This is a genomic window from Cryobacterium glucosi (assembly GCF_004402235.1).
GTDB classification, from domain to species: domain Bacteria; phylum Actinomycetota; class Actinomycetes; order Actinomycetales; family Microbacteriaceae; genus Cryobacterium; species Cryobacterium glucosi.
In genome coordinates, this window is the sequence record NZ_SOFS01000043.1 from 138,048 (window position 1) to 162,906 (window position 24,859).

Sequence of the window (24,859 nt, forward strand, 5' to 3'; positions counted from 1 at the left end):
TGGCAATCCCAGCAAGTGTCGCGGGCACGCCCGCAGGCTGGAATCATGACAACAACACTCATCACCGGTGCCAACAAGGGCCTCGGACTCGAAACCGCCCGCCGCCTCCTCCGGGCCGGACACACCGTCTATGCCGGCATGCGCGACACGGCCAACGGCACGGATGCTGCGGCTCTCGGCGCCCACGTCCTGCAGCTGGACGTCACGGACGACGAGTCCGTCGCATCCGCGATCGCCTCACTACCCGAGCTGGACGTTCTGATCAACAACGCCGGGATCGTCGGCTCGCACGCCGGAGTCGACGAATTCGGTGCGGACGACCTGGCCGCGGTCTTCGACACCAACGTGTACTCGATCGTCCGCGTCACCCGGGCCGCCCTGCCGCTGCTCAGAGCGTCCGGCAACGCCCGGATCGTCAACGTCGCCAGTGGGCTCGGGTTCCCGCGTTTTGTCACAGACCCCGCCCGCGTCGAATCGACGATCACCGGCCTCGGCTACATGACGTCCAAGGCCGCGGTGATCATGCTCACCCTGCAATACAGCAAAATGCTGCCGTCGATGCGGGTGAACACGATCGATCCGGGCTACACGTCCACCGATCTCAACGGTCACAGCGGGCCGCAGACCGTATCCGAGGGCACGGATGCTGCGGTGGCGATGGCGACGATCGGTCACGACGGTCCGACCGGAACGTTCAGCGACCGTGACGGTCTCATCGCCTACTGACGTTCCGGGTACTGGCAGGACCTCCCACCCTCGAGGGATGTGACGTACCGTTTTGGCGTGGACAACAAGACCGAGATTCGTGACTTCCTGGTGACGCGGCGGGCACGCATCACGCCCGAACAGGCCGGGCTGCCTGACTTCGGTGGGAAGAGGAGAGTCGCCGGACTCCGCCGCGAAGAGGTCGCGATGCTCGCCGGGGTGAGTGTGGACTATTACGTCAGGCTCGAACGCGGCAACCTCGGCGGCGTCTCCGAGAGTGTCCTCGAGGCCCTGGTACGTGCTCTCCAGCTCGATGAAACCGAGCGGGCTCACCTGTTCGACCTGGCACGGACGGCCAATGCTTCTGTCGGTACGCGGCGGCGACCAGCCGTCAGCCGGGTTCGCCCCGGTGTCATCATGGTGCTGGATTCGATCGCCGCACCGGCGTGGCTGCGTAACGGGCGGATGGACATCCTCGCGACGAACGCTCTGGGGCGCGCGTTGTACGCGCCGGTCTTCGACGGCCCGCTGACGCCCCCCAACACCGCGCGGTTCGCGTTCCTCGATCCGAGAGCGGTCGACTTCTGGCCCGACTGGAACCTGATCGCTTCCGGCACGGTCGCGACGCTCCGGGCGGAAGCGGGCAAGAACCCGTATGACAAGGGCCTGACCGACCTGATCGGGGAGCTCTCGACGAGAAGTGAGGAGTTCCGCATCCGCTGGGCTGCCCACGATGTCTACCAACACACGTCAGGGGAGAAACGGCTCCACCACCCCGTGGTCGGCGACCTCGAACTCACCTACGAGGCCATGCAGCTTGTGACGGACGAGGGGCTCACCCTGCTCGTGTACGGCGCCGAGCCGGGCTCGAAGTCCGCAGACGCCCTCGGCCTCCTGGCGAGCTGGGCTGCGACAGAGGCGCGGGAATCTCGCGCCCTGTCGATCGACGAGCACCACGCGGGCTGAGGAACCCCAGCCCGCCAACGAAAGGAAGAACCAGATGGACTACCGCCTCTTGGGACGCACCGGTGTAGAAGTGAGCCCCCTGTGCCTCGGCACGATGATGTTCGGCGCCTGGGGCAACCAGGACGTCGACGACTCGATCCGGGTCATCCACCACGCCCTGGATGCCGGGATCAACTTCGTCGACACTGCCGACGTCTACTCCGGAGGCGGATCAGAGGAGATCGTCGGGAAGGCGCTCGCGGGACGTCGTGACGATGTCGTCCTCGCCACCAAGTTCTTCATGCCGATGGGGAAGGGCCCGAACCAGAGCGGCGGGTCGCGTAAGTGGATCATGCAGGCCGTCGAAGGATCACTGCGCCGCCTCGGGACCGACTACCTCGACCTGTACCAGGTGCACCGCCCGAGCGCCGCGATGGACGTCGAAGAGACGCTCGGCGCGCTGACCGATCTGGTCAGGCAGGGCAAGGTCCGTTATATCGGCTCGTCGTCGTATTCCGGCAGCCAGATCGTCGAGGCGCAGGTGGCCGCACGCGACCGGAACCTCGCCAGGTTCGTCACCGAACAGCCGCCCTATTCGCTCCTCGTCCGCGGCATCGAGCAGGATGTCCTTCCCACGGCACGTCGCTACGGCATGGGCACCCTCACGTACAGCCCACTCGCCGGCGGGTGGCTCTCCGGCAAGTGGCGCAAGGACGCCGCTCCCGTCCCGACCTCGGCGGCACGCCCGAGCGCCCGTTTCGATATGACGAGCGTCGCCAACCAGCAGAAGCTCGAGGTCGTCGACGCCCTCGCCCGGGTCGCTGACGAGGCCGGTCTCACACTGATCCAGATGGCGATAGCGTTCGTGATCAACCACCCGGGAGTCACCTCGGCGATCATCGGCCCGCGCACGATGGAGCAACTCATCTCGCAGCTTCCCGCCGCGGACGTGATCCTTTCCACCGAGGTGCTCGACGCGATCGACGCTCTCGTCGCCCCCGGCGTCACCTTGAACCCCGACGACAACAGCTACGGAGCGACCGAGCTCACCCCGGCCGCGCGCCGCCGCTGACGATCGCCGTCCTGTCTCCGCGAGAGCGGAGTTTTGGCCCTTAAACCATGGGTTTAAGGGCCAAAACTCCGCTCTCGCGGTAGGGCGGATGCTGCGAGGCCGACGATGAGACCGTGCGAAGGTCAGACCGTGCGCGGGGCCTTCGCGAGGTTGGCCTCGAGCTCGGCGGTGTTCTGGCGGATGACGTAGGCCGGGCGGTCGCGCTCGACGCGCCAGCTCTCGGAGAGCGGGCCGATGTTCACGGTGTCGAAGCCGAATTCGTCATACAGCTTCGTGACGAAGTCGGAGGCATCCGCGAAGTCAGACGAGGTCGCGAGCGCGCGCCGCGCCGGGTCGCCGGCGGGGTGCGCGTCTCCGGTGATGTCGACGGCCATGATGTGGTTGAAGCCCTTCGCGACCCGGGACGTGGGCAGGTGCGCCTGCAGCATGCCGGTGACGGTCGCCTCGCCCTTGTCGAGGGCGTCGATGTGGCCGTCGCGTTCGAAGTAGTAGTTGTTGGTGTCGATCACGATCTTGCCGGCGAGTGGCTCGACGGGCACGTCCGCGTATGCCTTGAGCGGCACGGTCACGACGGCGACGTCTGCGGCCTCTGCCGCCTGGACGGCGGTTCCGGCCGTCGCCTTCGGGCCGAGTTCGGCCACGAGGTCCGCGAGGGTCTCCGGGCCGCGAGAGTTGCTGATCACGACGTCGTAGCCGCTCTCGATCGCCTTGCGGGCGACCTGGCTGCCGATGTTTCCTGCTCCGATGATTCCGATAGTTGTCATGATCGCGACAACGAGGTCCGGGCGGAAAATGTTCCCGCATCAGCGAAAAGTACGCGCCTGGCGAAATCGTTCACACGGCGAATCGGGTGATGGCCGCGGCCGGCCCTCCGCCGGGAACGTCGTCGGCGCGGACCGCGAGCACCCGCGCGCCCGAGAGCAGGGCCCGGCGGGCGATCTCGTCCACGACGCCGTAGTTGTGGGCGTCGTCGACGTCGTCGAAGGTGATCGCACCGGATTCCTCGTCGACGTACCCCGGGATCTTCCGGTCGATGTCGACAACGAGGGTGTCGATGGCGCCGTAGGTGGCGGCACGGGCGATATCGCTGAGGTCGGTGGCGCCGCGGCCCTCGTTGAAACGGGCCTCGATCAGATCGGAGAGTTCACCGAACTGGGCGGCATAGAGCCGGTCCAGCACGGGACGCGCGACGGCCGCGAGCTCCTCGGGAGTCCGTTCGTCGGGGTTTCCTTCGATGGTCGGGGCGGCGAGGAGCGGATACCCGCTGACCCCGCGGAAGATGCTGTTCAACGGTTCCGCGGTGGCCAGAATGAGTGGCAGGCCCGAACCCGTCACGAGTGGCCTGATCGCGGCATCCACCGATCGGGAATACTGGGCGAGGCGCACCTTCTGCCCCTCTGAGCCCTGGATGCGCCCGGACGGTGATCGGCCGCTGATCGACGGAAGACCGACGGCGCTCGCCGCGTCAGCAGGCAGGCCGGGCACGTCGACGACGTAGGCTCCCGCGTCCGGCGAGACCTCGACCAGCCGGGCCGCATTCTGCGACACGGCGAGCACGAACGCCGTTTGCGGGAAGGTGATCGCCCGGAGCAGGGGCTTGATGTACAGGCGATCGGCCACCTCGAGCACGGAGGGGAGCACGTTGGGCACCCGAAACGTCTGCAGGTGGCCCGAGTAGTGGAAGATCGCGAGCGACCGCGACAGGTAGGACCAGAACTGACGGTCCTGGATGAGGTCCGCGATCGCGTCCTCGAGCTCTTCGACGGCGGCCCGGCCCGCCCCGGCCTCGGTGAGCTGCCGGGCTGCGGCCGCAACCTGGTTGCGGAGCTCGATCCGGGACGGTTCGGATTCGGTCGGAACCGGACTCGTGGGCAGATAGATCGAGACGCAGAACGGTTCCCGCACGGCCGCCAGCTGCCGGATCGACGTTGGATTGGGGATGTCGGTGTGCAGCATGTCTGGCCCGTACCTTCCGGAGAGTCGTTGTCTGGTTTCTCGTGCGTCCCCCGCGACGACGACAGTGTAGCCCCGGCTCCGGAGGGCCGCGCGGCGCATCCGTGCAGCTGCGGGCCGTAGTGTTCCAGTGAGGTCCGATCGCCAGGATGTCTGGTTCGGGCCGGTCGCGACTGAGAGGGATTGAACATGGAGTATCGCCGTTTGGGCAAGTCCGGGCTGCAGGTCAGCGAGGTGTCCCTCGGGTCGTGGGTGACGTTCGGCAAGCAGGTGCGCGAGGACGACGCGCTGGCGTTGATGACGCTCGCCTATGACTCGGGGATCAACTTCTTCGACAACGCCGAAGGCTATGAAGCAGGTGCATCGGAGGCCCTGATGGGGGCCGCGCTGGAGAAGCTCGGCTGGGACCGTGATTCCTACGCCGTGTCGTCGAAGGTCTTCTGGGGCGGATCGAAGCCCACACAGCGGGGCTTGTCGCGCAAGCACGTGACCGAAGCCTGCCATGCCGCGCTGAAGCGCCTGCGGGTGGACTACCTCGACCTCTACTTCTGCCACCGTCCCGACATCGATACGCCGATCGAAGAGACGGTCTGGGCGATGCACAACCTCATCATGCAAGGCAAGGTGCTGTACTGGGGAACGTCGGAGTGGAGTGCGCAGCAGATCACCGAGGCCCACGCCGTCGCCCGTGCCCTGCACATCACGCCGCCGACCATGGAACAGCCGCAGTACAACATGTTCACGCGCCAGAAGGTGGAGAGCGAGTTCCTGCCGTTGTACGACACCTTCGGCCTCGGCACGACCATCTGGTCGCCGCTGGCCTCCGGGGTCCTCACCGGCAAGTACAACGACGGGGTTCCCTCGGACAGCCGGATGAACCTCCCGGGCTACGAGTGGCTCAGGGCGGAGTGGGAATCCGAAGCCGGGAAGGCCAAGCTCGAGAAGGTCCGCAGACTGGCGATCGTCGCCTCGGATGCCGGGCTGCCGTTGACGCACCTGGCGCTGCTCTGGTGCCTGCGCAACCCGCGGGTGTCGACGGTGATCCTGGGGGCGAGTAAGAAGGAACAACTGGCCGACAACCTCGCGGCCCTGGACTCGAAGGCCGCTCTGACCGCCGAGGTGGTCGCAGCGATCGAGGAGATCCTCGGCAACGAACCGCCTGCCCCCCAGCGCTACTGACCTCACCCGCGGGGCGCTGGCACCGTCCTTCGGTCGTCTTAGTGGACGAGGACCGCGACCGAAATGTCCGGCTGCGGGCGCGCGAAGAGATAACCCTGACCGTAGCGGCAGCCCATATCGCGGAGGAGCTCAAGCTGTTCGCTGGTCTCGATTCCCTCGGCGACGACGTCGAGTCCGAGGGAATCGGCCAGGTGCAGGATTCCGCGTACGATCGCCTGGTCGCGGTCAGAGGAGACAAGGTTGTCGATGAAGGTCATGTCGATCTTGAGTAGATCGACCTCCAGCGAACGGAGCTGGGCGAACGAGGAATAGCCGGTTCCGAAGTCGTCGATCGCGAGGCGGACGCCGAGATCACGCAGTTCGTCGAACGTGCGGGTCGCCGAATCCATGACGTCGATAACGGCGCTCTCGGTGAGTTCTAGCCAGAGCTGGCCGGGCGCCAGCCCGGTCTCGAGGAGGGCACGGCGAACGACGGTGCCGAAGTCCGAGCGCACGAACTGCCGCGCGGAGACATTGACGCTGACGGCTTGATCGGCATCGAGCGAAGTGGCCGCAGAACACGCCTGCCGAAGCACCGCGCGGCCGATGTCCCTGATCAGCCCGGTCTCCTCGGCGATCGCGATGAAATCGCCCGGCGCGACAATGCCGATTTCCGGTCGCCGCCAGCGCGCCAGGGCCTCGGCGGCCGCGACCCGCGGGTTCTGCAGGTCGACGATCGGCTGGTACCAGGTCTCGATCTCACTGCGTCCGACAGCAGTGCGAAGCCCGATCTCCGTGTCGACCCGCCGGCGGATGCGCCCGCGCAGGTCGTCGTTGAACACCTCATACCGGGCGCGACCCTGGTCCTTCGCCAGGTACATCGCCTGGTCGGCCTGCCGGAGCAGCGTCTCGGCGTCCTCGGTACCCGTGCTGACGGCGATGCCGATGCTCGTGTCGACCATTGCGGTCTGGTCGCCGATCTCAATGGGCAGGGACACCGCGGCTTGCACCGCCTTTGCGATCCGGCGTGCCTCCGCGCCCGTGCCGATGTCGGGACAGAGCACGACGAATTCATCGCCGCCGATCCGGGCGACCGTGTCAGAGGCCCGGACCGCCGCGCGCAGCCGGACCGCGATCTGGGCGAGGACCGCGTCGCCGGCGTGGTGGCCGAGGCTGTCGTTGACGACCTTGAAGCGGTCGAGGTCGATGAAGAGCAGGCCGACTCCACGGTGCGCCCTGGCGGCGAAGAGGAGTGCCTGGTCGAGCCGGTCGAGCAGGAGCAGGCGGTTGGGCAGGTCCGTCAGGGGGTCGTGAAAGGCGAGGTGCTCCACACGCGCCTCCGCCGCTCGCACGGCCGTGACGTCGGTGACGCTCAACAGGTAGCCGGTGACGCCGGTCGTGTCGAGAATCCGGGTGGCGCTCGCCTGCACCCATTTCGCCTCACCGGTCAGGGTCTGGAACCGGAACGTCGATTCAAAGGCGGCACCGGATGCGACGGTCGTCCTCCACGCGTCGATCACCCGCTCCGCGTCGTCGGCGTGGATGTTCCGGCCCCAGCCGTCTCCCCGCGACGCCTCGACGCTCAGTCCGGTCATTCGCATCCACTGCTCGTTGGTTGTGACGACGCCGCCGCCGGCGTCGAATTGCACGATGCCGACGGGCGCGATGCGGATGAGCGCGTGCAGTCGCTCGGCGGTCCTGGCCAGTTCGCGGGTACGGTCGTGCACCGCGCTCTCCAGGGTTGCATTGGCCACGGCCAGGGCGTCGAAAGCGCCGTCCCGTTGGATGTCGAGCGCGCGGAGCCGTCCGGCCGCGATCCAGGCGACGCCGAGGACGAGCCCGATGGTGGACGAGACGAGCAGCGCGTTGCCCAATTCGGCGTCGAACCAGCCTTCTCGCTGGGCCCAGAGGCGCAGCCAACCAAGAAAGAACGGACCGAGAATGATAATGGGGAGACCGCTTCGGAGTAGCCGGCCCGCACTCCGGCGGTCGCGGACCAGGCCGACCAGCCCGATATCCGGTCGTTCGTACAGGATGGCCGCGGCGATCGCGCCCACGCAGAGAACGGTGAGCGTGGAGATGTTCAGCGGCCGGCCGGGGTCACTCACGGCCGATACTCCGTAAGCGGCGCTGAGGATCGTCAGGAGCACCAGCAACAGGGTGAGAACGGCGAAGCCGGCGGTGACGGCGGCACCCGCCACGCCACGGAGGCAGAAGGCGAGTCCGAGGAGCACGAGGGAGAGTGCGGTCCCGATCGCCATTCTTGGTGGCGAGCCACCGAGGCGGAGCCCCGGCAGGAGAACGTCGACGCCCAGGCCAACGCCCGAGACGTATTCGGCGAGGGTCAGTCCGCCGATGACGGTCGCGACGGCGCCCAGCGCTGTCGCGACCGCCGGGCGGTCGGCGAGGGCGAGGGCGACCGCGAGAACGAGGAGCCCAACGATCGTTGTCGGCTTCATGACGTCGTGTGGCAACGCTGCGCCGGTCGACAGGTCGAGCATGTACCACCGGACCAGGGAGAAGAGGGTCACCAGGGCGACGAGGGCGGAAACGACCCGACTGTCACGGCTGACGCGCACCACCGCTCCCCCCAACTGCCGGGCATTGGTGCCGGTCGACACTTGAACAGTACTGGCTTCCGATGCGGTGCCGTGCACGCAGTCCGGTTCGCCTCCGCGAGAGCGGGTGAATCGTCGTTCTGCCGCGCTCAGAACGACGGCTCACCCGCTTTCGCGAGGAAGGGGGAGGTGTGGGGGCGGGCTCAGGCGGGCGACTCCCAGATTTCCAGCTGGATGCCGTCGGGGTCGCGCAGGTAGGCCCACTTGGAACCGATCAGGGCGCCGGAATCGAGAGTGACGGGCGGTGCGTTGAATACCGCGCCCTTCTCGACCAGGTCCCGGTATGCCGCGTCGAGGTCCGACACTTCGAGGCACACATGCGCGCTGCCGACATCACCATTGCTTCGATCGAAGTCGCGCCCCTCCGGGTTGTGGTATTCCAGGAATTCCAGGCGGGTGTTCCCGATCATGATCATCGAGAATGCCAGCGCGGCATCGTTCACCTGGACGCTGCGGGAGAGTGCCTCTCCCGAACCCTCGCTGACGGGACCAGGAGTGAGCCCGAACATTCGCGAGTACCACTCGAAGGAACGCTTCATGTCGCGCACCGTCACTCCGACGTGGTGCACTCCGAGAACCTGGAAGGCCATCTGACTCTCTCCTCTGCGTCCCGCCGCACTGCGGGTCGCTGTCGTCGTGTTGTCACTCGACTCACATTCTGCTGCGTCGGGATCGCTTTGTACAGTGTCACTACACAAGTGTGCACCGATCGCGCACGCCGGATCGCGGGGGATGGTCCTTCGCGGTGGTCGAGGACGATCCACCTTCCCCAAACCTCGGCGTTGCCGATTCTCGAATCGTTACCGGCAACTACTTGTGAACAGCTCAGGACTTTTGTAAAGTGACGCTCAACACACAGCGCGTGACATCGACGTTGCCCGGTGAGAATTGTTGGGAGAAAGCATGATCGACGCAACGGTGCGTGAACCGGCGAAGCTACTCAGTTCGCGACCTGTCGTCTCCAAGGGATTCGTCACCGTCGGCGTATCCACGGTGCTGCTCTTCGTGGTCTGCGCCCTTGTCGCGCCGACGAGCGTCTCCGGCGGGGCTGTGCTCGGGATGATCCCCTTCGCCGCCGTGCTTGCAATCGTCGGCCTCGGCCAGATGCTGGTCGTGCAGCAGGGCGGAATCGACCTTTCCATCCCCGGCGCCGTGTCGCTCGCCATCGTGATCGTCAGCCACGAGCCGGACGGTGACAACAGCAGGCTGTTGCCCGCGGTCGTTCTGGCGCTGGCCTACGCGATCGGGGCCGGCCTGCTCAATGGCTTCATGGTCGGCCGTCTCGGACTCAACTCGATCATCGCCACCCTGGGAACGAACGCACTGCTCTTCGGGGCCGTCCTGGGCATTTCCGGCGGCACGCCGCGCAGCACGACCAGCCTGCTGGCCGGAATCGCCGGCGGCCTGACCTGGGGCATCCCGAACTCAGCATTCTTCGCTCTCGCCGCGCTGGCGCTCGTGACCGTCATGGTCAAGCGCACGGTAGCCGGGCGGCGTTTCGAAGCCGTCGGGGCGAACCCGCTGACTGCCCGTGCGACGGGCCTGCGCGTGACGATCCATCAGTCGCTGGCTTTCGTGTGGGCCCAGCTGCTGTACTGCCTGGCCGGCATTCTGCTCGCCGGCATCACCAACCAGCCCACTGCCTTCCAGGGCGACGCATACCTGCTCCCGGCGGTCGCGGTCGTCGTGCTTGGCGGCACATCGTTGCTGGGTGGCCGCGGGTATCCCGTCGCCACGGTCATCGCGGCGTTGTTTCTGAGCCAGCTCGACCAGTTCGTGCTGTCACTCGGCGTGCCCTATGCGGTGCGCACCCTCGTGCAGGCGGCGGCGCTCGCCGTCGGCGTGGCACTGTACACGGTGGACTGGGCGGCATTCCGCCAGAGGTTCATCCGCAGGTCCCCCCGGATCGGCACCCCGGCATGACTGCTGCACACCGGGGACAAGGTTTTCGACGGAGCGGTCGAAATAGTGCGACAGAGGCGTCGCTCTCACAATGGAGGAAATCAAACATGAAACGTCCCAAGAGTCTCGCAATGCTCGTCATGTCCCTCGCCGCAGCTTCGCTGGCGCTCGCGGGCTGCAGCGGAACGTCATCGGGCTCGGGCTCCGGCTCGACGGCGGATGCCGGAACTTCTGTGGCAGGAGCACCGTCGTGGTGTGGTCCGAAAAAGATCTCCCTCGGTCTGCTCGACGGCTTCGGCGGAAACAGCTGGCGCCTGGTGACGACGGCGGCCGGTGCCGATGAGGCCAAGCTGTGCCCGAGCGTCACAAGCTACGAATACGCGGACGGCCAGGGTGACACCCAGAAGGCCATCTCGGACATCCAGGGCATGGTCGCCAAGGGTGTCAACGCCCTCGTCGTGTTCCCGGACGCCGGCCAGGCCATGCTGCCCGCCCTGCGCAGCGCATACAAGGCCGGCGTCGTGACCGTTCCCTACCGGGTCGACCCGGGCGGCAAGGACGGCGTGGACTACGACGCCTGGATCGGCGCGGACTTCGTGACCGATGGCAAGAACTGGGGTAACTGGCTCAAGACCAACCTCCCCGACGGCGGCAACATCCTCTTCATCAGCGGACCGAAGGGCAACAGCCAGGCCGTCGACGAGCTGACGGGCATGAAGTCGGTCATCACCGACCCGAAGTACGTCTTCATCGGCGAGACGCCCGAGGTCACCAACTGGGACCCGGCACTCACCCAGCAGGTGCTCACCGCGGACATCGCGAAGTACCCGAAGATCGACGCCATCGTCTCGGACTTCGGCCCGTCGCTCGTGGGCGCCCTTCCGGCCTTCGCGAAGAGCGGGCGTTCCGTGCCGGCCATCGTCACCTCTGACGGAAACTCCCTCGGTTGCTTCTACACGGACAACAGCGCGGCCAACCCGGACTTCAAGCTGATGACGGTCGCCACCGGAAACGACAACGTGCGACTCGCCGTCGACTACGCGGTCGCGAAGGCGACCGGTGGCGTGCTCCCGACCGACACGGTCTTCAAGGCCCCGGCCTTCGAAGACTCCGTGAGCGGAAAGCCGAGCACCGTGCAGTGCAAGAAGGACCTGCCCGGCGACATCTACCTCTCGGCGAAGATGTCGCCTGAGGACCAGGCGGCCCTGCTGAAGAAGTAGGCCAACCGGTGCCGCCGTCGGGTCGGTCGCGACTGTCGCGACCGACCCGACGGCTGGTTCGTTTCCCCACATTGCACAGACAGGAAAAGGTCACAACTGTGAACAACCACGACACCGTCGACGTGACGACGCCGGACAAGGTCGAGCCCGCCGCCCCCGCAACCCTCGTGATGTCCAACATCTCGAAGCTCTACTCCGGCGTCGCGGCCCTCTCGGACGTTTCCGTCGAGATCCTGCCCGGCGAAGTCCACGCCATCCTCGGCGAGAACGGCGCGGGCAAGTCGACGCTGATGAACGTGGCATCGGGTACGGCGCAACCCGACGGGGGCAGCATCACCTTCGAGGGCACCCCGATCGGCGTGCTGACACCGGCCATCGCCGTGCAGCTCGGAATCGCGATCGTCCACCAGCATCCCGCCGTGCTCCCGGACATGACCGTCCTGGAGAATCTGCAGGTCGCCCTGCCCGCCGCGGTCCTCGCGTCCGGTACGTCGCTGGAAGCCACTGCTCAGGCGCTGCTCGCCGACGCCGGCCTGAGCGTGCACCTTCAGGATCGCGTGGAACTCCTGTCCGTTGCCCAGAAGCACTTGCTCGAGATCGCCAAGGCTCTTGCCCTCAAGCCGAAACTCCTCATCCTCGACGAACCGACAGCGCCCCTCGGCCAGGGATCCGTCGACCTGCTGTTCGAACGTGTGCGGAGGTCCGTGTCGAACGGAACGGCCGTCGTCTACATCACCCACCGCCTGGCCGAAGTCCGTGAGCTCGCCGACAAGGTGACCGTGCTTCGGGACGGCCGCGTCCGCGGCAGCGCCCGCGTCGCCGACATCACCGACGACGAACTGCTCGCGATGATCGTGGGACGCAAGCTCGAATCGACCTTCCCGCCCAAGCACATCGGCTCGCCGGACGACGAGACGAACTTCTCGATCAACGGGTTGAGCGGCTCGGGATTCGCGAACATCTCGATCAGCGCCCGCCCGGGCGAGATCATCGGCATCGCCGGGGTCGTCGGAAACGGCCAGAGCGAACTGATGCGCGCGCTCGCCGGTCTCGACTACTTCACGGGAACGGTCGCCATCGCCGGCAAGACCTTGAACTCCCGGCAACTCCTGCAGGAGGCGGCATACATGCCCGCCGATCGGCACCGCGAGGGCCTCCTGATGTCCCTCTCGGTGCGCGAGAACGCCGCCGTCTCGGCACTGGCGAAGTTCAAGCGGGGACCGCTGCTCAGCCGCAAGCGTGAGTTGGGCACGGTGGCCGAGACGCTGGGTTCGCTCGCGGTCAAGGCCGCGTCGATGGATTCCGTCGTCTCCTCCCTGTCCGGCGGCAACCAGCAGAAGGTCGTCCTGGCGCGGGCGCTGCTCTCCGAGCCGCTGCTGGTCGTGGCCGATGAGCCGACGCAGGGCGTCGACGTGGGTGCCCGGGCCGAGATCTACCGGATCCTGCGTGAGGTCTCGGCCTCCGGCATCCCCGTCGTCGTCGCCTCATCCGACGCGAAGGAGCTCGAGGGGCTGTGCGACCAGGTCATCGTGATGTCGCGGGGGCACGCGCTCGAAGTGCTCCAGGGCGCTGCGATCAGCGAAGAACGCATGATCCACGCCGCCGTCCGCTCGACGACCCGATCGGTGTCCGTCGTCGCGGATGAATCGGTCTCGAAGCACTCCGGACTCCGTCGTTTCCTGCAGGGCGACTATGCCCCCGCGGTGCTCCTGGTCGGTGTCATTGCACTGCTCGGGTCGTTCCTGTTCAGCCAGAACGCCCGCTACCTCTCCGACTTCAACATCTACTCCGTGCTCACCCTCGTCACGGCGCTCGGTTTCATCGCTCTGGGGCAGACCATCTCGCTGCTGATCGGAGGTATCGATCTGTCCGTCGGGCCCCTCGCCGGGTTCCTGGTGGTGATCGGGTCGTTCTTCATCAACGACGACAAGTCCGTGGTGATGATCGTCCTCGGATTCGTGCTCATGATCGTCGTGGCGGCCGTCATCGGGGTGGTCAACGGCTCGCTGATCAGGTTCGCCCGGTTCACTCCCATCGCCGCGACGCTGACCGTGTACATCGCGTTGCAGGGATTCAGCTTCCTGCTCAGGAGCTCCCCGGACGGGTACATCAACTCGACGGTCACCGGAATCATCGGGTGGCAGCTCGGGCCGGTGCCTGTCGCATTCATCGTGCTCGTCGCGGCCACGCTCGTGACCGAGTTCTTCCTGAAGAAGCGACGCTGGGGCTGGAAGCTGCGCGCGACCGGGTCCAACGAGGAATCGGCGCGCAGGAACGGCATCAATATCAACCGGACCGTCATCCTCGCGTATGTGGCCACTTCACTGTTCGCGTTCGTGGGTGCCGTGATGCTGATGGCGCAGATCGGGGTCGGCGACCCCGCCCAGGGCGTCGGCTACACGCTCACGAGCATCACCGCGGTCGTGCTCGGTGGAACGAGCCTGCTCGGCGGGCGGGGCACCTTCATCGGCACACTCCTCGGTTCCATCCTGCTCGTGCAGGTACTCAATGCGACGTCTTTCCTCGGCTTGTCCCAGATGTGGCAGTACCTGTTCCAGGGGCTCCTCATCCTGGTGGCGGCGATCGTCTACTCGGTCGCACGACGCAACAACAAGCGCAGGAAGACGTCCTTCGCGCTCAGGTAGGCCGCCCGGTCACCGGTTCCGAGACGACAGAGCGCCGAGCCCGATCCGGTCCCGGCGCTCTGCCATCTGTCTTGCGCTTCACTCTGCGGTGCTGAGCCCGCGGGTGATCTCGGCGATGGCCGACCAGTCAAGGGGCGCGAGTTCGGGATCGGCGAGAGCCCGCTCGAACATGTCGCGCAACACGGGCGCCGTCGGGAGCACGACGCCGCTCGCAGCAGCAGCCCGCTCCGCGAGGGACAGGTCCTTGAGGCCGAGCCCGACGCTGAAACCGGGCGGGCTGTATGCCTTGCGGGCGATCAGGTTTCCGTAGCCCGTGTAGACGCTGCCCGTGAACGCGGCATCCGTCAGGATCTCGACGAACGTCATGCCATCGACTCCACCGTGTTCGACCAGGGTCACCGACTCGGCGAGGGCCTGGAGCGCGTGGATGAGGTTGTAGTTCACGCCGATCTTGACCAGGCTTGCCGTGCTCGGCCGCTCGCCGACGGCCCAGGTGCGCTTGCCGATCGCGTCGAGGTACGGCTGCGCCCTGGCTATGGCGCTCTTCGTGCCTGCCGCGACCACATTGAGCTTCCCGGCCGCCGCGATATTGGACCGGCCGAGCACGGGAGCCGCCACGTAGTCGATCCCGGCGAGGGAGTGCAGGTCGGTCAGCCGATCCGTCGCCTCGACGCTGAGCGTGGCGCAGTTGATGTGCAGGGTGCCGGCCGGCGCATCCGCGAGGGCCTCCGCACTGAAGACGGCCTCGGCGGCAGCGTCATTGGCGAGCATCGAGATCACGGTACCGACGCTGAGGGCGTCGGCGATGGAGACCGCCCGGGTGGCGCCGGCCGCGACGAGGGCGTCCGCCGCACCGGTCGATCGGTTCCAGACGTGCACCGAATGGCCGGACTCGATGAGCCGGCCTGCCATGGCAGAGCCCATTTCGCCGAGTCCGATGAAGCTGATGTCCGACATAGTTCACGCCTTCCAGATTGTCCTGAGGTTTCCGGATCCCGGCCAGCGGCCGGGCGCTCCGTCGCGCCGGATTGGGGCGCAACCGCCCTTTGTGCAGTTCCAGTGAACACTACCGTGAGTGCCCGGTCTGCTCAACGTGATTCCCCCGCGATGGCAGTGTTCGCTTGACAAGCCCGACGCCGCTGAGTTGAATGTCAACCAACACCTTGTGCAGTGAGACTGTACAAAATAGTATTGCTGCGATACCCCGGCCCCGACCGGACACCAGACTTCGTACTGCAAAGGAGCAGAACACGTGGGCATTCGACTCGCCGAAAAGACCGTCGTCGTCACAGGCAGCGCATCCGAGCTCGCCGAAATGGGGGCCGGCGACTCCCGCTTCGACTCGATGGCCGGCGACATCCTGATGGGCCGGCCTGCCGCGCCCGAAGACATCGTGCCCACAGCGGTGTTCCTCGCCGCGAGCGATTCCGACTGCATCACCGGTCAGGTCATCCCCGTCGAGGGCGGCATGAACCTCGTCTGATCCGGCAGCCCGCCCTCCGGCACTCTGCACGACACTCTGCACGACACTCAGCAAAGGAATGACACGACCGTGACCACAGCCACTTTCGGAACCAACGCCGTCGACTGGGAGGAGCGCATCCAGTTCGATCGCCTGCGCACGGACAGGCTCGCCAAGCTCCGGCGCGAGTTGTCCGGCTCGGACCTCGGGGCCGTGCTCGCCTTCGACTTCTCCAACATCCGCTACATGTCGTCGACCCACATCGGCACCTGGGCCATGGACAAGCTCATCCGCTTCTCGCTGCTCACCCGGCACAGCGACCCGATCGTCTGGGACTTCGGGTCCGCGGCCAAGCACCACCAGCTCTACAACCCCTGGCTGCAGACCACGACGGCCGAAGCGGATGCCGACCCGCACGCTCCGCACCACGGCGCGGTCCGGCCGCGGGCCGAGAACGGTGCCCGCGCCGGAATCTCGACCCTCCGCGGAGCCTTCCACCCCGACGCGGGGATCGCCGAGGGCGTCGCCAAGAAGATCAAGCGCGAACTGGAGAAGTTCGGCCTGCAGAACGAGCCGCTCGGCGTCGACGTGATCGAGCTGCCCATCCTGATGGCCCTGCAGAAGGAGGGGATCCGCGTCGTCGACGGCCAGCAGGTGTTCCTCAACGCCCGGGCGGTCAAGACCGGTGACGAGATCGCGCTGCTCACGCAGGCCGCGTCGATGGTGGATGCCGCGTACGAATCCCTGTATGAATTCCTTAGGCCGGGCGTGCGTGAGAACGAGGCCGTCGGGCTGGTTTCCAAGGTGCTCTACGACCTGGGGTCTGAGTACGTCGAGGGCGTGAACGCCATCTCGGGGGAGCGTTGCTCACCGCACCCGCACGTCTTCTCCGACCGGTTGATCCGGCCGGGCGACCCCGCCTTCTTCGACATCCTGCACAGCTACCAGGGCTACCGCACCTGCTACTACCGCACCTTCGCGGTCGGGTCGGCGAGCCGGGCGCAGCACGACGCCTACAAGATCGCCCGCCAGTACATGGACAGGGCGATCGCGCTCGTGCGCCCGGGGGCCACCACCGCCGACATCGTCAAGGTCTGGCCGACGGCCCAGGAATTCGGCTTCCCCGACGAGGAAGCCGCCTTCGCCCTGCAGTACGGCCACGGCGTCGGCCTGTCCATCTGGGAGAAGCCGATCTTCTCCCGGCTCGTGTCCCTCGACCACCCGGAGGTGCTCGTGGAGGGCATGGTCTTCGCCCTCGAGACCTACTGGCCGTCCGCCGACGGCATCGGGGCGGCCCGCATCGAAGAAGAAGTCGTCGTCACCGCCACGGGGTGCCAGGTGATCACCAAGTTCCCGGCAGAGGACCTGCTCGTTGCCGGCCAGCGCTACTACAGCGTCGGGGGGCCGTTGTCCCTGGTGCGCGACTCCCAGTCGCACCTCAACACCGCCGCCGGTCGCGGCGAAGCCGAGTAGGGCGCCGATGCGCGCCGCGGTCTACCACGCTGATCACGATGTCCGCCTCGAGGAGGTGCCCCCGCCCGTCCGGGCTCCGGGCGAAGCGCTGCTCGAGGTGCTGCGCAGCGGCATGTGCGGAACGGACGCCACCGAGTGGAAGGCCGGCCCGCTCACCTTCCCGGTGCAGCACCGCCACCCCGTCACCGGCCAGACCGGCCCGATGATTCCCGGCCACGAATTCGTCGGGAAGGTCCTCGAGGTCGACGAGTCGAGCCACTTTTCCGTCGGCGACATCGTCGCGAGCGGTGCGGGTGTGTCCTGCGGCGTCTGCGACCGGTGTGCGGAAGGTCGCACGAATCTCTGCGACCGGTACTACACACTGGGGCTCAACACCGACGGCGGTATGGCCGAGTTCGTCTCCTGCCCGGAGAGCACCCTCGTCCTCGTTCCCGAGGGACTCCCGATCGACCTCGCTGGCCTCGCCCAGCCGCTCGCCGTCGGCCTGCACGCCGCCCGTCGGTCCGGGGTGCGTGACGGTGACCGCGTGGTCCTGATCGGGGCGGGGGCGATCGGCTCCTTCGTGCTCGCCGGGCTGAAATCGCTCGTGTCCGCCGACGTGACCGTGATCGACTTCCCGGGGGCGCGGCTCGAGCGAGCCCGTCGCCTCGGCGCGACACGGGTCGTCGAGGCAGGTGCGGATGCCGCCGCCCGCGTCGCCGAGGCCATCGGGCCGTTCGGCGCCGACGTCGTGATCGAGGCCAGCGGGGCGCCCGGACAACTGAACAATGCCCTCGCGATGGTGCGCAAGGGCGGAACCATCCTCCAGGTCGGGCTGCCGTCGACAGAGCAGTCTGTGGACATCCATTCGCTCGTCATGCGCGAGATCACCGTGCGGACGACGCTTGCGCACGTGTGCGGCACCGACCTCGCCCCCGCTCTGGGTATTCTGGCGACGACCAATCTGGGCACCGAACTTCTCGACTCCGTCCGACCTCTTGACGACCTCGCCGAACAGCTCGAGCGACTCGCGACGGGCCGGCTCGAGGGCAAGGTACTTTTCGATCCACGACAAGGGGCAGCATGAAGGCAGCAGTTTTCCACGGCGCGCACGACATCCGCATCGAAGACGTGGACGGACCGCCACCCCTCGGCAGCCTCGACGTGCTGCTGCGGCCGTACTGGTGCGGCATCTGCGGCACAGACCTCCACGAGTACGCCATGGGGCCGATCGTCATTCCCTCGCACCCGCATCCGCTCACCGGGGCCACCGCCCCGCAGATTCTCGGGCACGAGTTCTCGGCGGAAGTGCTCGAGGTGGGTTCCGGCGTGCGGTCGGTGCGCGTCGGCCAGCGGGTGTCCGTGATGCCGTTGCTGTACTGCGGCAGCTGCTACTACTGCCGCCGCGGCCTGAACCACCTGTGCCAGTCGATGGCCTGCGTCGGCCTGAGCTTCGCCTCCGGAGGAATCTCGGAACTCGCGGTCGTGCCGGCCAGTCACGTGAGCGTGCTGCCCGATTCCGTCTCCGACCTCCAGGGCGCCCTCGTCGAGCCGGGAGCGGTGGCCGCCTACGGAGTCGACACGGCGCAGGTCCGGCCGGGGGACACCGTGCTCATCACCGGCGCCGGTCCGATCGGCGCACTCGCCTCGCTCTACGCCTCGGCTCTCGGTGCCCGCGTGTTCATCTCCGAGGTCAATCCGACCCGCGTCGCGCTCGCGAGGAGCCTGGACGTGGGCGAGGTGATCGATCCGTCCAAGATCGACGTCGCCGCCTGGGTCAAGGACCAGACCGAGGGAATCGGCGTCGACGCGGTGATCGAGTGCTCGGGCAACGAACGGGCCCTCCAGACGGCCATCGCCTCGGTGCGCTCGGCCGGGCGCATCTCGCAGACCGGCCTGCACACCAGGCAGGCGGCCATCGACCCCATGGTCCTCTCCGAACACGACATCACCCTCGCAGGCACCTGGTGCTATCCCGTCACGGACTGGCCGCGCATCATCGACCTGATCGCCCGCGGCCGGTACCCGGTCGAGAAGGTCGTGAGCGCCCAGATCAGCATGGCGGATGTCGTCGAGAAGGGCTTCGAAACCCTGCTCTCGCCGACCGGCGACCAGGTCAAGGTCCTCGTCAACGCACGCTGACGTCGATTCACACGGCTGACCTCGATCCACACTGACGCGCACCCCTCGCGCACCCTCTCCCGTCCCCACGATTGGAATCCCGATATGAAAGCGCTGCGCTTCGCGGAACAGAATGTTCCCCGGATTGACGAGCTGCCCATCCCCGCGATCGGAGCCGACGAAGTGCTCGTCGCCGCGCGATCCGTCGGGGTCTGCCACTCCGACATCGACCTGCTCGAGGGTCGGTACATCATCCCGTTCGAGTACCCGATCATTCCCGGACACGAATGGTCCGGTGAGGTGGTCGCGGTGGGAAACCGGGTGCAGGACTTCGCGGCCGGCGATCGGGTCGTCGGCGAGTGTGTCATCGGGGAGGACCACTTCGGGTTCTCGATCAGCGGTGCGGCCGCGGAGTTCTTCGTGGCCAGGCCCGAATGGCTGCACAAGCTTCCCGCGAGCGTGTCGTACACGAACGGCGCTCTTGTCGAGCCGTTCAGCGTCGCGTACTACGCGCTGATGCGGGTCGGGAACGTCAACGCGAGCGACACCCTCGTCGTGCTCGGTGCCGGACCGATCGGACTCGCCGTCACCGCGGCCGCCTCGGCCCTCGGCGCCGTGACGATCGTCGTAGAGCCTTCGCCAGAACGCCGGGATGCCGCGCTGCGACTCGGCGCCAGCCACGCCGTGCACCCCGACGATATCGTCGAGTTCCTGAACGAGCAGACGGACGGGCGCGGAGCGGATGTCGTCGTCGAGGCGAGCGGCCGGCCGGCCGTCATGGCCCAGGCGCTCGAACTCGCCGCCTTCCGGGGCCGGGTCGCCTACATCGGCATCGACGTCGGGCGCGAGGCGCCGGCGAAGCTCGGGCTCATCCAGTCCAAGGAGCTCAAGATCACCGGTTCGGTCGGCTCGCCCGGAGTGTGGCCGGAAACCCTGCGCTTCCTCGCTCACACCGGAATCGACCTGAGCCCGCTCGTCACCCAGAGGTTCGGGGCCGCCGACGCACTGGGCGCCCTGGAGGCCGCGCACCACCCGGCGACCACGATCAAGGCGCACATCGAATTCGACGCCGTGCTGCCCGCATAGCGAACAGATCTGAACGACGGATGTCCCGGACGAGCGCTGCTTGTCCGGGACATCCGTCGTTGGGGTGGGGGAAACGGCCTAGGGGATGATCTTCGCCGCGCGGTACCGCTCCACCTTGTCGAGGAAGCTGTCCGGCGTGGACCGGAAGCCCAGGAACCCGGCTTGGCGGCTCTTGTTCATGTCGGTGAAGCACTCGATGTTGCGGCCGAGGTCGCTGTCGGTGTGCCACCAGGAAGCGAGGCGGGTGACGTCCGTTTCAACGAGTCCTTCCCGTTCGGCGATGGCGCTCCAGACCTCGTCCTTGCCGGCCATCTGCGCGGTCAACGGGCGGGGTTCGCCCTCGAAACCGGCCCAGGGAACATCGAAGATCGCGGCGACCCGCGGCCAGAGCCAGCGCCAGCGGAAGACGTCGCCGTTGGCGATGTTGAACGCTTCGTTGGCACCCTCCGGGTGCGTGCCCGCCCAGATGATCTGCTCGGCGAGCAGGTCGACGTCGGTGACGTCTGTGACGCCGTTCCACTGGGTGGCTGAGCCGGGAAAGGTGAACGTCAGCCCGAGTTCCTTGCAGATCGCGGCGTAGACGGAGAGGGTGAGCACCATGTTCATCGCGTTGTCCGTTGCGAACCCGAAGACGGTGTGTGCGCGGTGCACGCTCCAGGTGAAGCCGTTCCGGGCGGCGGACCCGAACAGCTCGTCCTCCTGCGCGTAGTAGAAGTTCGGCTGCGGCAGCCGTGGCTCGTCCTCGTGGAACGGGGTCTCCGCGGTGACGCCGGTCGCATAGTTGTCGAACGGGCCGAGGTAGTGCTTGAGCCCGGTCATCAGGGCCACGTGCCTGACCGACTTCTCGCCTTCGAGCGCCGCGAGCACGTTGCGCACGAGGGCGCTGTTGACCTCGATGTTCTCGGTCTCGGTATCCCGCTTCACCCACGCCGTGATCACGACGAGTTCCGGGCGGGTGCCCGTGAGCGCGGCGGCGAGGGACTCGGGGTCCAGGAGGTCTGCCGTCACGGCGGTGATGCCGGGCGTCTCGGAGTGGCCTCGCCTCGAGAGGCCGGTCACGTCCCAGCCCGCGTCGACCAACTGCTTCACGACCGTCTGGCCCGTGATGCCCGTCGCTCCGACGATGAGCGCGCGCCGCCGGGGAACTGTTGAGGGGGATGTCACAAGTCGATCCTTTCCTGATGGACGGGACTTCCTTGTCGCCGTCCTGAGGTGTTCAATGATACTTAACATTGGAATTCCCGGCAAGCCGCGCCGGAACCGCCAGAACCGCCGATTTGGCCCTAGTGGCGGGGTATTCGGGGCTCTTCCTGTGTATATTTGTCCGTACTCACCTTTTTTTCGGAGCGTGGGGTGTGTAGCCGGGCTTCAATGATGATGCGAGGCAGGTCCTCGTCGTCGTCATGCTGATGTGTGACAGAGGAACATGATGGACAATTTAGGGTCTCGGCTGAAAGACATCAGGCTCAAGGCCGGCCTGACGTTGCGCGAGCTGGCCAGACAGGTCGACGTTTCGCCCTCCTTCGTCTCCCAGATCGAGAACGGCAAGTCACAGCCGTCCGTCGCGACCCTGTATGCCTTCGCCCAGTTGCTGAACGTGTCCGTCGACGACCTCTTCGAGAGTAAGCCGGCCCTCGACCCTGGAGTTCCGGCAGTCCACCCCGAAGAAGTCCTGAATCGGGGCGACGTGACGAATCCCTCGGAGGCGTGGCATCCGTCCGAGTATGCGAACCGGGTCTCCGTGGTGCATCCCTCTCATCGGTCGCGGCTCAACATGGCCGCAGGGGTCAACTGGGAACGTCTTGCCGCCACGCCGGAGCGCGACGTCAACTTCATGAAGATCGTCTACGCGCCGGGAGCCACGTCGACGGACGAGGGCGACACCGTCTCCCACGCCGGCTACGAGTACGGCTATGTCATCGCGGGTGAGTTGCAGGTGACGATCGGCGACGAGGCATTCACGCTGCATGCGGGCGAGTCGCTCGGCTTCGATTCCTCGATCCCGCACAGCCTGAAGAACACCGGAAGCATCGACGTCCAGGGAATCTGGTTCGTGCACGGCGCGCACGCTTAGCCGCTCAATTCCGTAAGGCACGCGTCGGGCGTTCGGTTGACAGCGATGCTGGAGACGTCGTAGCCTGTGTGTTAAGGAATACTTAACGGGTGTTCACTCTCGTCTTAGACGACGACACCCTTCCTTGATATCACGACGATGTGAGCCGGATGACCGGCGGAAAAGGACCAGACCTCCATGGATCTCGGACGCGGCCTCGGCCACCTGTCATATTCCACCCTCGTGCACGCGGGCGACACGTGGGCGGAGATGAAGGAGAGCCTGCACACCTTCGTCCCCGACGTCAAAGCCCGGGTCTCGCCCGATCAGCGCTTCGGCGTCTCACTGCGCATCTCGGCCGACTCGGCGAAGACCCTCGCAGCAAGCCCCGGAGAACGGGCAGAGCTCCGGACGTTCCTCGACGACAACGACCTGTACGTCTACACGGTGAACGCGTTCCCGTATGGGCCGTTCAAGGGCGATCTGGTGATGGAACGGGTCTATGAACCGGACTGGTCGACCGACGACAGGGTCGCGTATACGAACTCGGTCGCGGACATCCTCGCGGAGATCGCTCCGGCGGACGTGAGCCCCAGCATCCAGACGGCCCCGCTCGCGTTCGCTCCGAATGTCACGGACGACGACTACGTCGCCCGGTTCACCACCAACCTGTTCCTGGTCGTCGCCCACCTCGTCGAGCTCGAGGCGCGCACGGGTCGGCGGGTCAAGCTCGCCCTCGAGCCGGAGCCCGCGTGCTTCCTGGAGACCACGGCGGAGACCGTCGCGTTCTTCACCGAGCGGGTCTACTCGCCGCAGGGCATCGCCGAGCTCGCCCGGCTCGCCGGGCTGCCCCTGTCGGAGGCCGAAGGTGCGATGCGCCGATACCTCGGCATCGTCTTCGACATCGGCCACCAGTCCGTCGGATTCGAGGATATTCCGGCATCGCTCCGCAGCCTCGTCGACGCCGGGATCCCGATCTTCAAGCTCCAGGAGGCGGCGGCGCTCTGGGTCAGGGACCTCACCCCTGCACTCGTCCCCCAGCTGCGCGTCTTCACCGACACGATCTACCTGAGCCAGACGACGATGCGCCAGGACGGTGCGGTCACGAAGTACCTCACCCTCGGCGACGCGCTCGACGCGTTCGAGGCGAACCCGGTGCCCACCGAGATCCGCACCCACTTCCACGTTCCGGTCTTCCTCGAGGAACTCGGCCCGTTCGTCACGACGCGGTTCGCCGTGCAGCAGGCGCTGCAGATGCACCGTGAGACACCGCTCTCCGACCACCTGGAAATCGAGACGTATACCTGGGACGTGCTCCCGGCGCACCTCAAGACCGGCGACATCACCGACTACGTGACCCGCGAACTCGAGTTCGTCCGCGCCGAGCTGCTGGACCCCCGTCCATGAGGGCTGCCGTCTTCCACGGAGCCGGCGACATCCGCGTCGAGGAGGTCACGGCTCCCGAGTCGCCCCGCGCAGGCGAAATCCTGGTCAGGCCGTTGTGGTGCGGCATCTGCGGCACCGACCTGCACGAATACGCCCAGGGCCCGATCGTGATTCCGCGGGAGCCGCATCCGCTCACCCGGGTGTGCGGCTCGCAGATTCTGGGCCACGAATTCTCGGCCGAAGTGGTCGAGGTCGGCGACGGGGTGACCGCGGTGCGGCCGGGCGAGCGGGTGTCGGTGATGCCGCTGCTGTCCTGCGGGCACTGCTACTTCTGCCGCAGGGGACTGAACCACCTCTGCCGCACCATGGCCGCCGTCGGGCTCAGCTACCAGTGGGGCGGCATCGCCGACCTCGCCATCGTGCCCGCCGCGAACGTCACAGTGCTCCCCGACGGCGTGTCCGACCTGCAGGGCGCCGTCGTCGAACCGGGCGCTGTCGCGGCGTACGGGGTGGACACCGCCCGTGTGCGCCCCGGCGACAACGTGCTCATCACCGGGGCCGGTCCGATCGGCGCCCTCGCGTCGCTCTACGCAGCCTCGCTCGGGGCGAACGTCTTCGTCTCGGAGGTCAATCCGGTGCGCGCGGCGCTCGTGCGCAGCTTCGACGTCGGAGTGGTGCTCGACCCGACCGCCGTCGACGTGCCGGGCTGGCTTCGCGACCGGACAGACGGTATCGGTGTCGACGCGGTGATCGAATGCTCGGGGAACGAGCGGGCGCTGCAGGCGGCGATCGCCTCGGTGCGTTCTGCCGGGAGGATCTCCCAGACCGGGCTGCACACGAAGGCTGCGGCCATCGACCCGATGGTCATCTCCGAGCACGACATCACGATCTCGGGCACCTGGTGCTTCCCGGTCACCGACTGGCCGCGCATCATCGACCTGATCGACAGGGGTCGGTACCCGGTGGAGAAGGTCGTGACAGCCCAGATCGCGATGAAGGATGTCGTGGCCCAGGGCTTCGACACGCTGCTGTCACCGACCGGCGACCAGGTCAAGGTGCTCGTGCGCGCCGGCTCGTGATG

Annotated in this window: 21 protein-coding genes; 15 read left to right on the forward strand and 6 right to left on the reverse strand. The window is 66.9% G+C overall.

Translation table 11 applies throughout. The features are described 5' to 3' along the window. Positions 1-45: 45 nt before the first annotated feature. Genes E3O46_RS16750 through E3O46_RS16760 form a run of 3 tightly spaced genes read left to right on the forward strand, consistent with a single transcriptional unit; the run spans position 46 to position 2,722 of the window. The gene (locus E3O46_RS16750; protein ID WP_134558332.1) at positions 46-726 is read left to right on the forward strand and encodes an SDR family NAD(P)-dependent oxidoreductase; all 681 of its coding nucleotides are present in this window, start codon (positions 46-48) and stop codon (positions 724-726) included. Positions 727-783: 57 nt separating this feature from the next. Further along, on the forward strand, positions 784-1,671 hold the full coding sequence (locus E3O46_RS16755) for a helix-turn-helix transcriptional regulator (protein WP_134558331.1): 888 nt from the start codon (positions 784-786) through the stop codon (positions 1,669-1,671). Between the two features lie 34 nt (positions 1,672-1,705). Further along, the gene (locus E3O46_RS16760) at positions 1,706-2,722 is read left to right on the forward strand and encodes an aldo/keto reductase (protein WP_134449139.1); all 1,017 of its coding nucleotides are present in this window, start codon (positions 1,706-1,708) and stop codon (positions 2,720-2,722) included. A 122-nt stretch (positions 2,723-2,844) separates the two neighbouring features. Here E3O46_RS16760 and E3O46_RS16765 read toward each other — a convergent pair whose 3' ends face one another. Then, positions 2,845-3,486, reverse strand: coding sequence for an NADPH-dependent F420 reductase (locus E3O46_RS16765; protein WP_134449138.1), 642 nt, complete (start codon positions 3,484-3,486; stop codon positions 2,845-2,847). A gap of 70 nt (positions 3,487-3,556) precedes the next feature. Continuing rightward, positions 3,557-4,678, reverse strand: coding sequence for a baeRF11 domain-containing protein (locus E3O46_RS16770; protein ID WP_134562123.1), 1,122 nt, complete (start codon positions 4,676-4,678; stop codon positions 3,557-3,559). 186 nt (positions 4,679-4,864) lie between these two features. Here E3O46_RS16770 and E3O46_RS16775 point away from each other — a divergent pair, with 186 nt between their 5' ends. Next, on the forward strand, positions 4,865-5,854 hold the full coding sequence (locus E3O46_RS16775) for a potassium channel beta subunit family protein (protein WP_134449136.1): 990 nt from the start codon (positions 4,865-4,867) through the stop codon (positions 5,852-5,854). A gap of 38 nt (positions 5,855-5,892) precedes the next feature. Here the strand turns inward: E3O46_RS16775 and E3O46_RS16780 are convergent, their stop codons facing one another. Together E3O46_RS16780 and E3O46_RS16785 are read right to left on the reverse strand one after the other, a co-directional pair. Continuing rightward, entirely contained in the window at positions 5,893-8,412 is a 2,520-nt protein-coding gene (locus E3O46_RS16780) for a putative bifunctional diguanylate cyclase/phosphodiesterase (RefSeq protein WP_134562124.1), read from the reverse strand. A gap of 182 nt (positions 8,413-8,594) precedes the next feature. Continuing rightward, positions 8,595-9,041: a VOC family protein gene (locus E3O46_RS16785; protein WP_134449134.1), complete on the reverse strand. Its 447-nt coding sequence runs from the start codon at positions 9,039-9,041 to the stop codon at positions 8,595-8,597. A gap of 313 nt (positions 9,042-9,354) precedes the next feature. Here E3O46_RS16785 and E3O46_RS16790 point away from each other — a divergent pair, with 313 nt between their 5' ends. The 3 genes from E3O46_RS16790 to E3O46_RS16800 all read left to right on the forward strand — a co-directional run bounded on the left by E3O46_RS16790 (position 9,355) and on the right by E3O46_RS16800 (position 14,218). Further along, positions 9,355-10,374 carry an ABC transporter permease gene (locus tag E3O46_RS16790; RefSeq protein ID WP_134449133.1) on the forward strand — a complete coding sequence of 340 codons (1,020 nt, stop codon included), beginning with the start codon at positions 9,355-9,357 and terminating at the stop codon, positions 10,372-10,374. An 86-nt stretch (positions 10,375-10,460) separates the two neighbouring features. After that, a complete protein-coding gene (locus tag E3O46_RS16795; protein WP_134449132.1) occupies positions 10,461-11,573 on the forward strand; it encodes a substrate-binding domain-containing protein in 1,113 nt (370 codons plus the stop codon). 98 nt (positions 11,574-11,671) lie between these two features. Continuing rightward, complete coding sequence (locus E3O46_RS16800) at positions 11,672-14,218, forward strand: ATP-binding cassette domain-containing protein (RefSeq protein ID WP_241985115.1); 2,547 nt, start codon at positions 11,672-11,674, stop codon at positions 14,216-14,218. A 78-nt stretch (positions 14,219-14,296) separates the two neighbouring features. Here E3O46_RS16800 and E3O46_RS16805 read toward each other — a convergent pair whose 3' ends face one another. After that, complete coding sequence (locus tag E3O46_RS16805; protein WP_134449131.1) at positions 14,297-15,175, reverse strand: NAD(P)-dependent oxidoreductase; 879 nt, start codon at positions 15,173-15,175, stop codon at positions 14,297-14,299. Between the two features lie 295 nt (positions 15,176-15,470). Here E3O46_RS16805 and E3O46_RS16810 point away from each other — a divergent pair, with 295 nt between their 5' ends. From E3O46_RS16810 to E3O46_RS16830, 5 genes are all read left to right on the forward strand, one after another. Continuing rightward, on the forward strand, positions 15,471-15,701 hold the full coding sequence (locus E3O46_RS16810) for an SDR family oxidoreductase (RefSeq protein ID WP_134449130.1): 231 nt from the start codon (positions 15,471-15,473) through the stop codon (positions 15,699-15,701). 69 nt (positions 15,702-15,770) lie between these two features. After that, positions 15,771-17,153 carry a M24 family metallopeptidase gene (locus E3O46_RS16815; protein WP_134449129.1) on the forward strand — a complete coding sequence of 461 codons (1,383 nt, stop codon included), beginning with the start codon at positions 15,771-15,773 and terminating at the stop codon, positions 17,151-17,153. 7 nt (positions 17,154-17,160) lie between these two features. After that, positions 17,161-18,219, forward strand: coding sequence for a zinc-dependent alcohol dehydrogenase (locus tag E3O46_RS16820; RefSeq protein WP_134449128.1), 1,059 nt, complete (start codon positions 17,161-17,163; stop codon positions 18,217-18,219). Then, positions 18,216-19,274 carry a 2,3-butanediol dehydrogenase gene (locus E3O46_RS16825; protein ID WP_134449127.1) on the forward strand — a complete coding sequence of 353 codons (1,059 nt, stop codon included), beginning with the start codon at positions 18,216-18,218 and terminating at the stop codon, positions 19,272-19,274. The genes E3O46_RS16820 and E3O46_RS16825 overlap by 4 nt, the downstream gene beginning before the upstream one ends. An 84-nt stretch (positions 19,275-19,358) precedes the next feature. Next, positions 19,359-20,339, forward strand: a complete 981-nt coding sequence (locus E3O46_RS16830; protein ID WP_134449126.1) for a zinc-dependent alcohol dehydrogenase — start codon at positions 19,359-19,361, stop codon at positions 20,337-20,339. A gap of 78 nt (positions 20,340-20,417) precedes the next feature. On the opposite strand, the gene E3O46_RS16835 is transcribed toward E3O46_RS16830, so the two are convergent. Next, positions 20,418-21,503 carry an SDR family oxidoreductase gene (locus tag E3O46_RS16835; RefSeq protein WP_241975243.1) on the reverse strand — a complete coding sequence of 362 codons (1,086 nt, stop codon included), beginning with the start codon at positions 21,501-21,503 and terminating at the stop codon, positions 20,418-20,420. A gap of 262 nt (positions 21,504-21,765) precedes the next feature. Here E3O46_RS16835 and E3O46_RS16840 point away from each other — a divergent pair, with 262 nt between their 5' ends. The 3 genes from E3O46_RS16840 (at position 21,766) to E3O46_RS16850 (ending at position 24,857) form a co-directional block, all read left to right on the forward strand. Continuing rightward, a complete protein-coding gene (locus E3O46_RS16840) occupies positions 21,766-22,413 on the forward strand; it encodes a helix-turn-helix domain-containing protein (RefSeq protein WP_134449124.1) in 648 nt (215 codons plus the stop codon). Positions 22,414-22,590: 177 nt separating this feature from the next. Further along, positions 22,591-23,799 (forward strand): metabolite traffic protein EboE, encoded by a 1,209-nt coding sequence (eboE, locus tag E3O46_RS16845; RefSeq protein WP_134449123.1) that lies wholly within the window; start codon positions 22,591-22,593, stop codon positions 23,797-23,799. Continuing rightward, positions 23,796-24,857 carry a 2,3-butanediol dehydrogenase gene (locus E3O46_RS16850; protein ID WP_134562125.1) on the forward strand — a complete coding sequence of 354 codons (1,062 nt, stop codon included), beginning with the start codon at positions 23,796-23,798 and terminating at the stop codon, positions 24,855-24,857. The genes eboE and E3O46_RS16850 overlap by 4 nt, the downstream gene beginning before the upstream one ends. The last annotated feature ends 2 nt before the right edge of the window (positions 24,858-24,859 follow it).

Coding starts and splice junctions, on each gene's coding strand:
- E3O46_RS16750 (WP_134558332.1), top strand. CDS start 46: ATGACAACAACACTCATCACCGGTGCCAACAAGGGCCTCGGACTCGAA.
- E3O46_RS16760 (WP_134449139.1), top strand. CDS start 1,706: ATGGACTACCGCCTCTTGGGACGCACCGGTGTAGAAGTGAGCCCCCTG.
- E3O46_RS16765 (WP_134449138.1), bottom strand. CDS start 3,486: ATGACAACTATCGGAATCATCGGAGCAGGAAACATCGGCAGCCAGGTC.
- E3O46_RS16770 (WP_134562123.1), bottom strand. CDS start 4,678: ATGCTGCACACCGACATCCCCAATCCAACGTCGATCCGGCAGCTGGCG.
- E3O46_RS16775 (WP_134449136.1), top strand. CDS start 4,865: ATGGAGTATCGCCGTTTGGGCAAGTCCGGGCTGCAGGTCAGCGAGGTG.
- E3O46_RS16785 (WP_134449134.1), bottom strand. CDS start 9,041: ATGGCCTTCCAGGTTCTCGGAGTGCACCACGTCGGAGTGACGGTGCGC.
- E3O46_RS16790 (WP_134449133.1), top strand. CDS start 9,355: ATGATCGACGCAACGGTGCGTGAACCGGCGAAGCTACTCAGTTCGCGA.
- E3O46_RS16795 (WP_134449132.1), top strand. CDS start 10,461: ATGAAACGTCCCAAGAGTCTCGCAATGCTCGTCATGTCCCTCGCCGCA.
- E3O46_RS16805 (WP_134449131.1), bottom strand. CDS start 15,175: ATGTCGGACATCAGCTTCATCGGACTCGGCGAAATGGGCTCTGCCATG.
- E3O46_RS16820 (WP_134449128.1), top strand. CDS start 17,161: ATGCGCGCCGCGGTCTACCACGCTGATCACGATGTCCGCCTCGAGGAG.
- E3O46_RS16825 (WP_134449127.1), top strand. CDS start 18,216: ATGAAGGCAGCAGTTTTCCACGGCGCGCACGACATCCGCATCGAAGAC.
- E3O46_RS16830 (WP_134449126.1), top strand. CDS start 19,359: ATGAAAGCGCTGCGCTTCGCGGAACAGAATGTTCCCCGGATTGACGAG.
- E3O46_RS16840 (WP_134449124.1), top strand. CDS start 21,766: ATGATGGACAATTTAGGGTCTCGGCTGAAAGACATCAGGCTCAAGGCC.
- eboE (WP_134449123.1), top strand. CDS start 22,591: ATGGATCTCGGACGCGGCCTCGGCCACCTGTCATATTCCACCCTCGTG.
- E3O46_RS16850 (WP_134562125.1), top strand. CDS start 23,796: ATGAGGGCTGCCGTCTTCCACGGAGCCGGCGACATCCGCGTCGAGGAG.